Origin of the sequence: Limnohabitans rimovensis (SeqCode) (assembly GCF_965234775.1) — a bacterium.
Lineage (GTDB): Bacteria > Pseudomonadota > Gammaproteobacteria > Burkholderiales > Burkholderiaceae_C > Limnohabitans > Limnohabitans rimovensis.
This window is the reverse complement of record NZ_OZ248566.1, coordinates 292,811-305,778: the sequence shown is the minus strand read 5'-3', so window position 1 is coordinate 305,778 and position 12,968 is coordinate 292,811. Positions and strand designations below refer to the sequence as shown.

General features: G+C 58.4%; 14 protein-coding genes. 9 read left to right on the top strand and 5 right to left on the bottom strand.

The window, feature by feature from the left end; translation table 11 throughout:
- The first annotated feature begins 6 nt into the window (after positions 1-6).
- The 7 genes from AC8GFZ_RS10330 to AC8GFZ_RS10300 are packed head-to-tail and all read left to right on the top strand — an operon-like array spanning position 7 to position 6,412.
- Positions 7-777, top strand: a complete 771-nt coding sequence (locus AC8GFZ_RS10330; protein ID WP_506644798.1) for an alpha/beta fold hydrolase — start codon at positions 7-9, stop codon at positions 775-777.
- Between the two features lie 11 nt (positions 778-788).
- Positions 789-1,958, top strand: a complete 1,170-nt coding sequence (locus AC8GFZ_RS10325) for an LLM class flavin-dependent oxidoreductase (protein WP_506644797.1) — start codon at positions 789-791, stop codon at positions 1,956-1,958.
- Between the two features lie 23 nt (positions 1,959-1,981).
- Positions 1,982-2,866, top strand: coding sequence for a branched-chain amino acid ABC transporter permease (locus tag AC8GFZ_RS10320; RefSeq protein ID WP_506644796.1), 885 nt, complete (start codon positions 1,982-1,984; stop codon positions 2,864-2,866).
- Positions 2,863-3,705, top strand: a complete 843-nt coding sequence (locus AC8GFZ_RS10315; RefSeq protein WP_506644795.1) for a branched-chain amino acid ABC transporter permease — start codon at positions 2,863-2,865, stop codon at positions 3,703-3,705. Before AC8GFZ_RS10320 ends, AC8GFZ_RS10315 begins: the two co-directional genes overlap by 4 nt.
- Positions 3,674-4,462 carry an ABC transporter ATP-binding protein gene (locus AC8GFZ_RS10310; RefSeq protein ID WP_506644794.1) on the top strand — a complete coding sequence of 263 codons (789 nt, stop codon included), beginning with the start codon at positions 3,674-3,676 and terminating at the stop codon, positions 4,460-4,462. The genes AC8GFZ_RS10315 and AC8GFZ_RS10310 overlap by 32 nt, the downstream gene beginning before the upstream one ends.
- Entirely contained in the window at positions 4,459-5,196 is a 738-nt protein-coding gene (locus AC8GFZ_RS10305; protein ID WP_506644793.1) for an ABC transporter ATP-binding protein, read from the top strand. The genes AC8GFZ_RS10310 and AC8GFZ_RS10305 overlap by 4 nt, the downstream gene beginning before the upstream one ends.
- A 49-nt stretch (positions 5,197-5,245) precedes the next feature.
- Positions 5,246-6,412 carry an ABC transporter substrate-binding protein gene (locus tag AC8GFZ_RS10300; protein ID WP_506644792.1) on the top strand — a complete coding sequence of 389 codons (1,167 nt, stop codon included), beginning with the start codon at positions 5,246-5,248 and terminating at the stop codon, positions 6,410-6,412.
- A gap of 100 nt (positions 6,413-6,512) precedes the next feature.
- On the opposite strand, the gene AC8GFZ_RS10295 is transcribed toward AC8GFZ_RS10300, so the two are convergent.
- Together AC8GFZ_RS10295 and AC8GFZ_RS10290 are read right to left on the bottom strand one after the other, a co-directional pair.
- Positions 6,513-7,379, bottom strand: a complete 867-nt coding sequence (locus AC8GFZ_RS10295) for an amidohydrolase family protein (protein WP_506644791.1) — start codon at positions 7,377-7,379, stop codon at positions 6,513-6,515.
- 16 nt (positions 7,380-7,395) lie between these two features.
- A complete protein-coding gene (locus AC8GFZ_RS10290; RefSeq protein WP_506644790.1) occupies positions 7,396-8,373 on the bottom strand; it encodes a Bug family tripartite tricarboxylate transporter substrate binding protein in 978 nt (325 codons plus the stop codon).
- 144 nt (positions 8,374-8,517) lie between these two features.
- Here AC8GFZ_RS10290 and AC8GFZ_RS10285 point away from each other — a divergent pair, with 144 nt between their 5' ends.
- Complete coding sequence (locus AC8GFZ_RS10285) at positions 8,518-9,426, top strand: ABC transporter substrate-binding protein (protein ID WP_506644789.1); 909 nt, start codon at positions 8,518-8,520, stop codon at positions 9,424-9,426.
- Between the two features lie 13 nt (positions 9,427-9,439).
- Here the strand turns inward: AC8GFZ_RS10285 and AC8GFZ_RS10280 are convergent, their stop codons facing one another.
- From AC8GFZ_RS10280 to AC8GFZ_RS10270, 3 genes are read right to left on the bottom strand one after another with little or no spacing between them, the layout of a single operon-like run.
- On the bottom strand, positions 9,440-10,051 hold the full coding sequence (locus AC8GFZ_RS10280; RefSeq protein ID WP_506644788.1) for a hypothetical protein: 612 nt from the start codon (positions 10,049-10,051) through the stop codon (positions 9,440-9,442).
- 17 nt (positions 10,052-10,068) lie between these two features.
- Positions 10,069-11,247 carry a zinc ribbon domain-containing protein gene (locus tag AC8GFZ_RS10275; RefSeq protein ID WP_506644787.1) on the bottom strand — a complete coding sequence of 393 codons (1,179 nt, stop codon included), beginning with the start codon at positions 11,245-11,247 and terminating at the stop codon, positions 10,069-10,071.
- Positions 11,248-11,263: 16 nt separating this feature from the next.
- Entirely contained in the window at positions 11,264-11,806 is a 543-nt protein-coding gene (locus tag AC8GFZ_RS10270; RefSeq protein WP_506644786.1) for a hypothetical protein, read from the bottom strand.
- A gap of 327 nt (positions 11,807-12,133) precedes the next feature.
- Between AC8GFZ_RS10270 and AC8GFZ_RS10265 the strand changes: the two genes are divergently transcribed.
- On the top strand, positions 12,134-12,964 hold the full coding sequence (locus AC8GFZ_RS10265) for a class I SAM-dependent methyltransferase (protein WP_506644785.1): 831 nt from the start codon (positions 12,134-12,136) through the stop codon (positions 12,962-12,964).
- Positions 12,965-12,968: the final 4 nt, after the last annotated feature.

Below are 12,968 nucleotides of genomic sequence, written 5' to 3'. Positions count from 1 at the left end.
ATCACCATGTCATTTCAAGAAACCTTCATCACCCTCAAAGAATGCCGGGTGCGCATTCGCCGCAAGGGCCAGGGCACACCCATGATTTATCTGCACGGTGCCGATGGTGCAGCCATGATCCAGCCCTTCATGGAAACACTGGCACAAAGCCATGACTTGATTGTTCCGGAGCACCCCGGTTTTGGCCAATCCGATGAAACGCCTTGGCTGGAAAACATGCACGACTTGGCGTACTTTTACCTCGACCTTCTGGACCACCTGCAATTGCCTGCGGTGCATTTGGTGGGCAGCTCCTTGGGCGGTTGGCTGGCCATGGAAATCGCCATTCGCGCACCACACCGCGTCAAGTCGATGTTGCTGAGCGCCCCCGCTGGCGTGCGCGTAGCCAATGACCCACCGGGCGATATTTTTCTCTGGACCCCCGAGCAAATGGCTCGCAACCTGTTTCACAACCAAGCCTTGGCCGAAAAGGTGCTGGCGATTCCGCTGTCAGAAGATGACCAAAACATTCGCCTGAAAAACCGCCACACCACGGCCTTGTTGGCTTGGGAGCCGCGTTTGCACGACCCCTGCCTGCACAAGTGGCTGCACCGCGCCAACATGCCCGTGACCATCCTGTGGGGCGCCCAAGACAAAATCATGCCCTTGGCGTGCGGCGAGAAAATCAAATCACACCTGCCGAATGCCCGTTTGCAAGTCATCGACCAATGCGGCCACCTGCCGCAGATCGAACACCCAGGCGTTTTTTGCGCCGCCGTCCAACACATCGCCGCCTAGGAGCCAGAGCCATGCAAGTCATTTTGTTTCACCTGATGTCGTATGCCGATTTGGATTTCGAGGCCACCAAGGGCCACGAAACCGTTTGGGTCAACCTGCCCAACAAATACTTCGATCCCGTCAAAGGCCACCAGCTTTACAACCGCTACCTTGACGAACTCGAATATGGCGAAGTGCTGGGCTTTGACGGCGTGGCGGTGAACGAACACCACCAAACCGCTTACGGCCTGATGCCTTCACCCGTTGTCATGGCCTCAGCCTTGGCGCGGCGCACCAAGAAGGTCAAGATTGCCATCTTGGGCAGCGCCTTGCCTTTGCGCGAGCACCCCATCACCGTGGCCGAAGAGCACGCCATGATCGACGTGATCACCGGCGGTCGCTTGATCAGCGGCTTTGTGCGCGGCATTGGTGCCGAGTACCACACCTTTGGCATCAACCCCACCATCTCGCATGACCGCTTCCACGAAGCCCACGACTTGATCGTGCAAGCCTGGACCCGCCCTGGCCCCTTCAGCTTCACCGGTCGCCACTACAACCTCGAGTACGTGAACCTGTGGCCGCGTCCGTTCCAAAACCCACACCCGCCCATTTGGGTGCCCTCACAGGGCAGCAAAGAAACCATTGACTGGGCTGCCTTGCCCAATCACCGCTATACCTACTTGCAAACCTTCAGCCCGGCCGCCGTGGTCGAAAAATACCTGCAGTCCTACCGCGACACCGCCCAAGGCTATGGCTATGAAGCCGCCGACAGCCAACTGGGTTGGGCGGTGCCCGTTTATGTCTCCGACACCGACGACCAAGCGCGCAAAGAAGCCAAAGTGCATTTCGAGTTGTTCCGCAACCGCCTGCTGAAAATGCCCATCGAAATGCTCTTGCCCCCGGGTTACACATCGCGCGACTCACTGAAAAACCTGATGAAGGCCAAGGCCTCTCTGTCGCAAGACCTGACCATCGACAAAGCCATCGAGATGGGCATGTTTGTCTGCGGCACCGCCAACACCGTGCGCCAAATGTTGGAAGACCATTGGTCCAAAATGCACTTTGACAACCTCCTCACCATGATGCACTTTGGCAGCTTGCCGCAAGACCTGACCAAGCGCAGCATGGAAATGTTTGCCAAAGATGTGTTGCCCCACATCCAAAAGCTCAAGCGCACCGAACCCGCCGTCGCCCTGGCTTGATTCAGCGCAAGCACTGAACACCTATGCTGGCCGGACAAATTGTCAATGGCTTGGTCAGTGGCGCCATGTATGCCTTGGTGGCCATTGGCTTCACCCTGATCATTGGGGTGCTCGACAAACTGAACTTCAACCACCCCGAGGTATTCATGTTTGGCGGCTACGTGGGCCTGGTGGCTTTGCCACACATGCCCGTGGCTGGCGCGTTTGCCATGGCCTTTTTGGTGGGTGGCTTGTTGGGGGTGTTGACCGAATGGATGGCGTTTCGCCGCTTTGTGGGCAACGATGCCCGCACCACGGCGGCCTTGAGCTCTTTGGCGCTGGGGCTGATCTTGACCGACTTGGTGCACAAGGTCTGGGGCACCGAACCCCTGCGCCTGCCCAATTTGACCGGTTGGTTGTCTGAAAGTTTTGGCCTGCTGGGCGTGAATTTTCTCAACCTGCAAATGGTCTTGTTGGCCATCACCTTTGCCCTGATGTGGGCCTTGCACCACGTGATTGCGCACACCCGCATGGGGCGGCAAATCCGAGCGGTGGCCGAGTCATCTGCCCATGCTTCTTTGCTGGGCGTGAATGTGCTGCGGGTCAACCAAGCGGTGTTTTTCATCTCCTCTGGCTTGGCCTCCATAGCCGGCTTGATGCTGGCCTTGCGCGCCGATACCGTGTCGCCCGACCTGGGCCTGACCTTTGGCCTCAAAGCCTTGGCAGTGATGGCCATTGGCGGCATGGGTGACATGCGCGGGGCGGTCTTGGCCGGTTTGGGCATCGGCGTGCTCGAAGCCTTGATGTTTCACTTTGGTCTGGGCCGCTTGGGCGAGCTCACTGTGTGGGCGGCCATGATCGCCACCTTGTTGCTCAAACCCGCGGGCTTGTTTGCCTCGGGCCACCACGGGCAGGAGCAACGCGTGTGATCGCCGACCACCTGTTTTTCACCTGCATCAATATCTTGCTGGCCTGGAGCGTTTATGTCAGCTTGCTCACCGGCAGCCTGTCGTTTGCCCAAGGCGCCTTCATGGCCGTGGGTTGCTACGCATCGGGTTATTTCACCGCCAAAATGGGTTGGCCCTTGTTGCCCGCCACCGGCATGGCCGCTTTGATCGCCGCCATGATTGCGGCCTTGGTGGGCTACCCAGCGCTGCGACTGCGCGGCATCTATTTGATCTTGGCCACCTTGGGCCTGACCTTTTGCATCCGTGTGCTGCTCGAAAACATGGACTTTTTGGGTGGCATCGGCGGCTTTGGTGGCATGAAAGGTGGCGATCTGCCCAAGGCTGCCTTGGCCGTGGTGCTGATTGGCATTGCCTTGTGGTTGTTGTCCATCAGCCCTTTGCAGCGCGTGTTTGACGCCGTTCGCGAAGACGATAGGGTGGCTGCGGCCCTGGGCATCAATGTCACCGCCATCCGCCTGATTGGCTTTTCTGCCGGAGCTGCCATTGCTGCAGTGGCCGGCATGCTGTATGGCCACTACATGAGCTTTGTGCGGCCTGAAAACTTTGACGTCACCTTGTCGATTTATGTTGTGCTGTACCTGGTGCTGGGCGGCGTCAACAACTTGTACGGTGCCATTTTGGGTGCGGCCATCATGACCTTGCTGCCCGAGTACATCCGCTTTTTAGCCGATTGGCGCCCCACGGTGTTTGGCGCTGCCATCTTGGTGTTGCTGTTGTTCAGGCCCGATGGTTTGCTCTCTTTCCGACCCCGCACCGCTTTGTCCAAGCATGGCCGCGCCCTGGGTGCGCCAGGGGTTTGAAATGATGCCCACGCCCATCTTGTCGATCGCCAATTTGTCCAAACACTTTGGTGGCATCCATGCCCTGAATGGCATTGACCTGCACATCACCGAGGGCGAAATTTTGGGTCTCATCGGCCCCAACGGCGCAGGCAAAACCGCCCTGATCAACACCATCACCGGCTTTTACCGCGCCGACAGCGGGCAAATGGATTTCATGGGCCACAACCTGGTGGGACGCTCATTGCACGACATTGGCCGCTTGGGGATAGGCCGCACCTTTCAAAACATCCGCTTGTTCAAGCGCATGAGCGTGCTGGAAAACGTGATGGTGGCCAACAAGACCTATGCGGCCCACCCTTGGTCGGCCTTTTGGGCCTTTGGCCAGCGCCGCAAGGCCGTGGACGAAGCCATGCATTGGCTACACACCATGCACCTGTCCCACCAAGCCGACGTCTCAGCCCAGTCCTTGTCATATGGCGAAGCGCGGCGCTTAGAGATTGCCCGCGCCTTGGCCGGATACCCGTCCCTGTTGTTGCTCGATGAGCCCGCAGCGGGCATGAATGAAGGTGAGACTGAAGCACTCATCCAAGACATCCACACCGCACGCAGCCAGGTCAAAGCCATGCTGCTCATTGAACACGACATGGGCTTGATCCGCAGCCTGTCTGACCGTGTGGTGGCCATGGATTACGGGCGCAAAATCGCCGAAGGTTCGGCCAGCAGTGTGCTCGCACACCCAGAGGTCAAAAAAGCCTATTTGGGGGAAGACGAATGAGCACGCCCCTGTTGAGTGTGCGCGATTTGCACGTGTCTTATGGCCCCATTCGGGCCTTGCGCGGCCTGGACTTGACCGTTCACGCCGGCGAAACCGTGGCCATAGTGGGCGCCAATGGCGCGGGCAAAACCACCTTGATGCGCGCCATCAGCGGTTTGTTGCCCATGGCCCAAGGCACGATTCACTTTTTGGACCACGCGGTCGCCAACACCCCCACCCACGCATTGGCCCAAGCCGGCATGCTGCATGTGCCCGAAGGGCGTGGCACCTTGCAACGCATGATGGTCGACGAGAACCTGCGCTTGGCCTGGGAAATTCGCCCCAGCGAAACCCCGTTTGAAGCGGCGCTGAGCGATGTGTACCAACGCTTTCCCCGTTTACAAGAGCGCCGTCATCAAATGGCCGGCAACCTCTCTGGCGGTGAACAACAAATGCTGGCCATTGCCCGCGCCCTGATGAACCGGCCTCAATTGCTGCTGCTCGACGAACCATCGATGGGCTTGTCGCCCCTCTACCGACAAGAGGTGTTTCAAATCTTGGCCGATTTGCGTGACACGGGTTTGGGCATCTTGCTGGTCGAGCAAAACGTGCGCAGCGCCCTGCGCTTGGCCCACCGCGCCCATGTGCTTTCGCAAGGGGTGTTCACCGCTTCGGGCAAAGCCAGCGACTTGGCCAACGACCCCGCTGTGCTGGCGGGCTATTTGGGCCATGGTAAATTGACCACCAAGACCTGATGAGCAACGTATTCATCCCTTTTTTTGATCAACAACAGGAGACCCCTTCATGAAACGCACCCGCTTTTTATTGGCCTTGATGGCCGCCGCCGTGCTGCCCCAATGGGCCAACGCACAAAGCAAACCCCCTGTGAAAATTGGCTACATCAGCATCTTGACCGGCCCCTTGGCGGGCTATGGCAAAGCCCAAGAGCTGATGGTCAAACTGGCGGTCGAAGACGTCAATGCCAAGGGCGGCGTCAACGGCAGTTTGCTGCAAGTCGACAGCGTGGACGCCACGCTCGACCCAGGTCAAGCTGTGGTGATGTTTCGCAAATTTTTGGGCGAAGGCCACTTTGGTGTGATTGGCCCCATGACCGGTACCCAATGGGAAACCGTGAGTGCCCTGGCCAACCAACTCAACATGCCCGCCATCACCGCCACCGCGAGCAAGCCCGGCATCACGATTCGGCCCTGGACGATTCGCATGCAACCGCCAGATGACATCTACATTGGCGAGGGTTTTGCGTCATTTGCCAAACTCAACCCGAACGTCAAATCGGTGGTGATCACCGCCGACGTGCGCGAAGCATCGGGCAAAGCCGGCGCCGAGGCTTTTGAAGCCTTGGCCAAAAAATCCGGATGGAAGGTGCTGAGCGTGGCCGAGTTTTCCACCCGCGCCACCGACCTCTCTCCAGTGGCGATTCAAATCAAAGGTTTGAACCCCGATGCGGTGCTGGTCTCGGCCCTGGGCCCCAACGCCTTGCAACTGGCCAAAGAGTTCAAAACCCAAAACATCACTGTGCCCGTGCTGGCCAACTCGCTCATTTGGCCAGGTCCCTTTGTCAACACCGTGGGCGACGCGGGTCGCAATTGGCACACCATTGGCTTCACCACCCCCACCAGCTCCACCGGTGACAACGCCTTGAACCTGTCGGCGATCAAACGCTTCCAAGACCGGGCTGACCCCTCTTTGGGCAAGCCCGCCAACTCGGCCAATTGGTCCTTGAGCTACGACACCGTATTGGCTTATGCCGAGATGATGCGCAATGCCAAGATTGACGGCAACACCGACCCCAAAGTGGCGCGTGAAACGATCAAAAACGAGTTCATGAAGATCAAAACCTTCAAAGGCATCCAGTCCTATGTCATGCGCGACACGGGCGACATGCACATCCCTGGGCGCGCTTTGGTGGCAGACACCACCAAGAACGAATGGCGCTTCGCTGACAAGTGATGGCATGTGCGGGGCAAGACCCCGCCGCCCTTGGATCGACAAGATCGATGGGGGATGAACAAAGCCGCCCAAGGGCGACTTTGTTCATGGTGGCAAGAACTTAAAAGCCAAACAATGCCGCCGGGTTGTCCGCCAGTATTTTTTGCCGTGTGGCCGCATCAGGCGCCCAATCTTTCAGCAGATTGAATAACTGCACCGAGCCCACCTTGTCGGCAAACGACAAATGCGGGTAGTCACTGCCCCAAATGATGCGCTTGGGCGCTGCATCAATAAGCGCTTGGGCCATGGGCAAGGCATCGGCAAACAGCGGTGCCGTGGCCATGCGGTAGGTGCCGGTGAACTTGACCCAGGTGCGGCCGTTGCCATGGCGCAAACGGTCCAGCAATTTGACAAAGCCCGCTTGCCCTGGCCCTTCACGGCCCAAAAACATGCCCATGTGGGCCAGGCTGTGGTCCACGCGCAGCTTGTCCATCACCGGCAACAAGGCCTCGGTCAGCCAACCGGGCAATAAAAAGTCCAGGTGCCAGCCGATTTCGGCGCAGCGTGCGTCCAGGGTTTGGATGCGCGGCAGCATTTGCGCGGCCAAGCCCGCATCAAAGGGCTGAACTGGCGACACATTGATGCGCACGCCGCGCACGCCCAGGGCATGCAAACGCGCCAACTCGGCGTCGGGCACATCCTCGTCCACATCCACAATGCCTCGGCAATGCGCCGTGCCCACGGCTTCCATGGCCTGCAACATGCAGCTGTTGTTGCGGCCATAAGCCGAGGGTTGGACAAAAACAAAACGCACCAAGCCCAAATGGCGGGCCAGTTGTTGGTATTCGCTCCAGGGCGCGTGCGGTGGTGTGTAGCGCAAGCCAGCCGCATACGGATGGGCACCAGGGGGCCCAAACACATGGAAGTGGGCGTCGCAAGCATTGGCGGGGGCGGTGAAGGCCGGTGGGCCTTCTTCTGTGTGTGACATCAAGGTCTCCGTAGGGTCATTGGCTGCTGGTGGTGATGCCTGCTTTGCGGATGACGTCACCCCAGCGGGCATGGTCTTTGGTCATGAACGCACCAAAGTCAGCGGCTGTACCGCGCATCACCACGGCGCCGTTGTCTTCCAATTTCTTTTGCAATTCGGGCGAAGCCAAGGTGCGGTTCGCCGCTGCGTTGATCTGGTTGATGATGGCCACCGGTGTGCCGGTGGGGGCCATCAAGCCATACCACACCGAGGCCACCATGCTGGGGTAGCCCAGCTCGGTGAAGGTGGGTAAATCGGGCAGCAAGCTGTTGCGTTTGAGGCTGACGGCGGCGATGGGGCGCAGCTTGCCGCTTTTGATGTGGGGCATCAGCGAGGGGATGCCATCGAACATCATGTCCACCTGGCCACTGGCTACGTCGAGCACAGCCGGGGCCGAGCCTTTGTAGGGCACATGGGTCATGTTGATCTTGGCCTCGGTCTTGAGCAATTCACCCGACAAATGCGGCGCGCTGCCCGTGCCGGCCGACGCAAAACTCAAGGTTTTTTTCTGCGCCAGGGCCAGCAATTCTTTGACCGAGGTCACGGGCAGTTGGGCATTGACCGCCAAGATCATGGGGAACTCGGCCAAGGCCGCCACGGGCACCAGGTCTTTGAAGGGGTCATAGGTCAGCTTTTCATAAAAATACGGGCCAATGCCGTGGGTGGAAATGCCCGCTTGCAAAATGGTGTAACCGTCGGTGGGTGCCTTGGCCACGAAAGCACTGGCGATGGTGCCATTGGCACCGGCCTTGTTGTCTACGATGATGGTGGTGCCCAATTCTTTGCCCAACAAATCGGACATGGACCGTGCCACAAAATCCGATGCGCCCGCCGGCGGCACCGTGACCACCACACGCACCGGTTTGTCGGGGTATTTACCAGCTTGGGCTTGCGCTCCCACTTGCACACCCACCAACAGCGACAAAACCATCCCAAACCCGCGTGTGAACAACATGATGCATTCCTCTGAAATTTAGAAAAAAACAAACCATCGATGCAGACCCTGCGACGCAAAGCTCTAGCGCATCCATTATGCGCATTGGCCGCGCCCGCACTGGCCCAGGCCCATGCCATACTCATTGCATCAAGGTGAAACCCCATGCAAATACGACTGAGCGAGAACTTCAGAGCGGTTTTTTACGCGCCCTTTTATGCCACCCTGGCTTTGGGCCTGTTCAAACAACAAGGGCTGGACATTCAACTGGTGGAATCGCCCTCACCCGGCAGCGGCATTGCCGACATGGAAAAGGGCTTGATCGACGTGGTCTGGGGAGGGCCGCTGCGGGTGATCAAACAACGCGACACACAAGCCCCCTCGCCGCTGGACTTGGTGGCGTTTTGTGAGGTGGCGGCCAAAGACCCGTTTTTTTTGGTGGGTCGGCCGCAAAGCACCGCATTTGGTTTGAAGCAACTCCAGCACATGCGCATCGGCACAGTGAGTGAAGTGCCCACCCCTTGGCTGTGTTTGCAACAAGACCTGCGCGATGCGGGGATTGACCCCATGGGCCTGAACCGTGGCCCCGAGCGCAGCATGCCCGACAACCTGGCGGCATTGGCGCGCGGTGAGTTGGACGTGGTGCAGATGTTCGAACCCTTTGTGTCACAAGCAGAGGCTCAGGGAGTGGGCCAAGTGTTGCACGCGGCCCATTCGCGTGGCTGGACCGCCTATACCACCTTCATCGCCACCCAAGCCAGCATCGACCAACACCGCGAGGCTTTTGAAGCCATGGTGTTGGCGGTGGAGCAATTTTTACCCTGGCTGCAAGGGCACGGCACCGATGAGTTGGCCCAAGTGGTTCAGCCCTACTACCCCAACCTGCCGCTGTCGACCTTGCAGTCGGCCATGGCGCGGTATGCGCAAGCGCAACTGTGGTCCTGCCGCAGGGCGGTATCGCGTGCGGGATTTGCTCGCTTGGGGCAAAGCATGCAGCAATCGGGCTTTGTGCGCCAAGTGGCCAGCTACGAGGACTGCATCGCGCCTTGGGCCAGAGAGCCTTTGGGCGTCTGAAGCCAAAAGGCGCTCAGGCCTTGCGCACCATGTGCAGCAAAGCCGTCCACACCGCCGACTTGTGCACCACAAAACGCAATTTGCGTTCGTTGGCGATCACTATGCACAGGCTGTGCCAGTCTCCCAACCAGCCCATCCCGTGGCTGACACTCACCTTGGTGACCGCGCTCAGCTGCACATGGTGAAAGGCCGAGCGGTCGTCATCGCTGATGGACTTGTAGAAAAACCCATTGCCCAACAAATACAGAACCCCATTGGGCATCAGCCAACGGCTGCTGGTGTTGGCCGGGCCATAAGCAATGATTTGCTGGTCCATCAATTCAACCGGGATGGACAAATTCACAATGCGCGAAATGCGCTCGGACAGGTAATACGAAAACACCAGCCCGACCACCACCACCGCCGCAATGCCCCACACTGGCCAACGCAGCACTGCACCAACCAAGGCCACCAACACAAAAGGCAAACACAAGTCCCAACGCACCAACCATTGGTTTCGGGTCAACAAAATGGAGTTGTTGTCCATCGTGTTGGCTTTGGTGAACATGGGGCTGGCCAAGCGCTCGGGCACTTCGAGCGTGGTTCCGCAGTTCTGACAAAACAAATTGTCAGACGGATTGATCATCCTGCACTGGCCGCAAATCATGGGTGCGCGTCCTTGACCCGTTCAGCGCGGCTGGCTTTGTCTTTCACAGGCGTTTGGCTGGGCAAGCTGCTGTAAGACATGAAGTTGTACACCGCCATACCGGCCATCACGGCGGTCAAACACAGCACCACAGCGATGGCACCAACCATCAGGCCATTGACCCATTTGGATGGGGTCTTGGGCTTGATGCGTTCGACCTTTTCCAGCTGCGGTGGTGGCGCAGCCAGCACCCGCTGCGGGCTGCTAGCCGCAGGAATGGCGTGACCCGGATCCACACCCAAACGCGCCTGCAATTGGGTCACCGCTTGTTCGATCGCCATCAGGCGACCAGCAGATTGGGCACCCGCCAGCGCAAATGCGCGCAACTCTTGCTGCAACTGACCCAAGGCCTGCATTTGCTCGTTTTGATAGACCACCAACTTGGCCTCGACCTGGGGTGTTTTTTGCATTTCAAGTTGCAAAGACTGCTCGCTGGTGGCGCGCCATTGGGCGAGTTGCTCACCCAAGGCTTGCACCTCCGCCTGGGCCGCCAAACCGTGCATTTGCGACATCATGCTTTCCAATTGCTGGCCTTGCGCAGAAACGGTTGCTTGCACCTCGCGCCAGACTTGCATCGGGTCTGCATTGAGATCGCTGCTGGTGGCGGTACTCATGTGCTGGGTCCAGGCGTCCATGCGGTCGCGCAATTCGTCCATCATCTCTTGCCACTGGGCCCATTGCTCGCCGGAAAAACCCACCGCGGAAGGATTGGTCTGGGTGGGGCTGGGCGCAGCAGGGGGTGCCAATTCGGTCGGCAAAATATGGGTTTTGACAGGGGCCGACACACCGATGGCATCGATTTGGGCCTTCAAGTCGTCCATCAAAGCCTCAGGGCCGCCATGGCTGGCGTGTACAGCCAACGCTTGCAGCGGTGCTGGGGGCGGCGCTTCCAACACCACCTGTTCGTGGTCTGGTGTGGCTGGAGCAACGGGGTCCTGTCCAGGCAGGCTGGCTCGCTGGTGCTTCACGTAGGCCAGCAAATCGATGCCGTCCTCTTTGCCAGAAGCATCCGCCGATTCAAGGTCTGAATCGGGTTTGGGTTGCGGCTTTTTATTTTTGCCAGGGATGGTCGTGCCGCATTTGCCGCAAAAATTTGCGGTCAAGGGCAAGGGGTTGTGGCATTGCGAGCAGTTCATCACAGGCTCCCTGGTCTTATTGGACGTCATATAACTGGCAGGCCACATAGCGCTTTTCAGCACGGTCTTCTTGGCAGTTTTTCAGCACCACTGCGCGCGCATGGCGCAGGCTTTTATTGGACACATATTCGGCGCAATTGGCTGTCTTGCCATTGAAGGCAAATGCAAAAGCTTTGTACTCACCCTCGGCCACGGCTTGTTTTTGCAATTGCTGAAACAAACGTTTGCAACTACCAAACAAGGGCGGCTTATAAACCTGTGCCCCAGCATCTTGCTCGGTGGGGTCAGTGGGTTTGTCCGTCTTGGTCAGCCCTGGCGGGTCTGATGGCAGCGTGCTGGCCTGGGCCAAGGCCATGGCGGGTGCAGCTGGCGCTGATGCTGCGTTGTCCGCGTCATGGGCCTTGGCTTGGGCAGGGTCTGAATGGGTAGGCGCCGATTCGCTGTTGGCCTGTGCATGGCCACTGGCATCGTGGTCTTGTGTGTCTGCGGCCGAGCTTTCTTTTTCAGATTCGGCAGGGGTTTGTGCGGCCGCCAAAGCCTGTTCAGCTTGTTTCAACATGCCACGCGAATAAAAAAACAATGGCACGACCAATCCCGCCGAGAGGGCCGATATGAGCAGCAATTTGACTAACGGGGTGCGGTCCATTGATTTTCCGTGGCATTGAACAAACCCCACATTTCTGTGGTGGCACAAGAGTATCGGCTTGACTTGGAAAAGATGAAACCATTCCCGCATAAATGTGAAAAAACAAATACAAAGTAATTCACTTTTAAATTTTAAATAATCTAAAAATTTACTTTTCAACAGTTGCCAGATATTGGAAAGCCGCACCAAAGTTGGCTACTTGGTTTTGTTAGCATGGGACGAATCACCTGGAGCGCCCACATGACCCACCCTGCTTTTTCCATTTGGCGGCTTGCCGTTCAGGCCGTTGGGGCCAGTGTCTTGGCGGTGTCGGCCGCTTCAGCCGCTTGGTCACAAGAGGTGTCCACCTTCCAGGCCTTGCTGCAAGGGCCACAACGCAGCGCCACCAATGTGGTGCGCGATCCGCACCGGCATCCGGCCGAAACCCTGGCGTTTTTTGGCATCCAGGCCCAGCACACGGTGGTGGAAATTTTGCCAGGCAGTGGGGGCTATTACATGGAGATCTTGGCGCCATGGCTGCGCGCGAAGGGCCAATACATTGCAGCCAACCGCGATCAATCTTTGCCGCAATACATTCCCGACCATCAAAAATTGCTCGCGCGACTCAAGGCTGAACCGCAGCTGTATGACCGGGTGATGGTCACCGCCTTTCGGGCCGACAACCACGCGATTGCACCCGTAGGCAGCGCCGATGTGGTGATCAGCTTTCGCAACCTGCACAACTGGATGGAGCGCGAAGAAGTGGTCGAATCTTTGCGGGCATTTCACAAAGCCCTCAAACCGGGTGGGGTGCTGGGCATCGTCGACCACCGGGGCCGCACCGATCAAAGCCAAGCGCAGCAAATGGCCTCCGGCTATGTGCGCGAAGACGTGGCGATTGCGGTGATCGAAGCCAATGGATTTCGACTGACAGGTCGATCAGAGGTCAATGCCAACCCCAAAGACACCAAAGACCACCCGGAGGGGGTGTGGACTTTGCCACCTACCTATCGTTTGAAAGATGTGGACCGGGCCAAGTACCAAGCGATTGGCGAGAGCGACCGCTTCACCCTGCGTTTTGTCAAGCGCTGAGTGG

What these genes read in the sequence shown, in the direction of transcription:
- AC8GFZ_RS10275 (WP_506644787.1), bottom strand. Translation starts at nt 11,247, where the DNA reads ATGAACTGCTCGCAATGCCACAACCCCTTGCCCTTGACCGCAAATTTT.
- AC8GFZ_RS10295 (WP_506644791.1), bottom strand. Translation starts at nt 7,379, where the DNA reads ATGTCACACACAGAAGAAGGCCCACCGGCCTTCACCGCCCCCGCCAAT.
- AC8GFZ_RS10280 (WP_506644788.1), bottom strand. Translation starts at nt 10,051, where the DNA reads ATGATCAATCCGTCTGACAATTTGTTTTGTCAGAACTGCGGAACCACG.
- AC8GFZ_RS10265 (WP_506644785.1), top strand. Translation starts at nt 12,134, where the DNA reads ATGACCCACCCTGCTTTTTCCATTTGGCGGCTTGCCGTTCAGGCCGTT.
- AC8GFZ_RS10325 (WP_506644797.1), top strand. Translation starts at nt 789, where the DNA reads ATGCAAGTCATTTTGTTTCACCTGATGTCGTATGCCGATTTGGATTTC.
- AC8GFZ_RS10305 (WP_506644793.1), top strand. Translation starts at nt 4,459, where the DNA reads ATGAGCACGCCCCTGTTGAGTGTGCGCGATTTGCACGTGTCTTATGGC.
- AC8GFZ_RS10300 (WP_506644792.1), top strand. Translation starts at nt 5,246, where the DNA reads ATGAAACGCACCCGCTTTTTATTGGCCTTGATGGCCGCCGCCGTGCTG.
- AC8GFZ_RS10285 (WP_506644789.1), top strand. Translation starts at nt 8,518, where the DNA reads ATGCAAATACGACTGAGCGAGAACTTCAGAGCGGTTTTTTACGCGCCC.
- AC8GFZ_RS10330 (WP_506644798.1), top strand. Translation starts at nt 7, where the DNA reads ATGTCATTTCAAGAAACCTTCATCACCCTCAAAGAATGCCGGGTGCGC.
- AC8GFZ_RS10290 (WP_506644790.1), bottom strand. Translation starts at nt 8,373, where the DNA reads ATGTTGTTCACACGCGGGTTTGGGATGGTTTTGTCGCTGTTGGTGGGT.
- AC8GFZ_RS10270 (WP_506644786.1), bottom strand. Translation starts at nt 11,806, where the DNA reads ATGTTGAAACAAGCTGAACAGGCTTTGGCGGCCGCACAAACCCCTGCC.
- AC8GFZ_RS10320 (WP_506644796.1), top strand. Translation starts at nt 1,982, where the DNA reads ATGCTGGCCGGACAAATTGTCAATGGCTTGGTCAGTGGCGCCATGTAT.
- AC8GFZ_RS10310 (WP_506644794.1), top strand. Translation starts at nt 3,674, where the DNA reads ATGGCCGCGCCCTGGGTGCGCCAGGGGTTTGAAATGATGCCCACGCCC.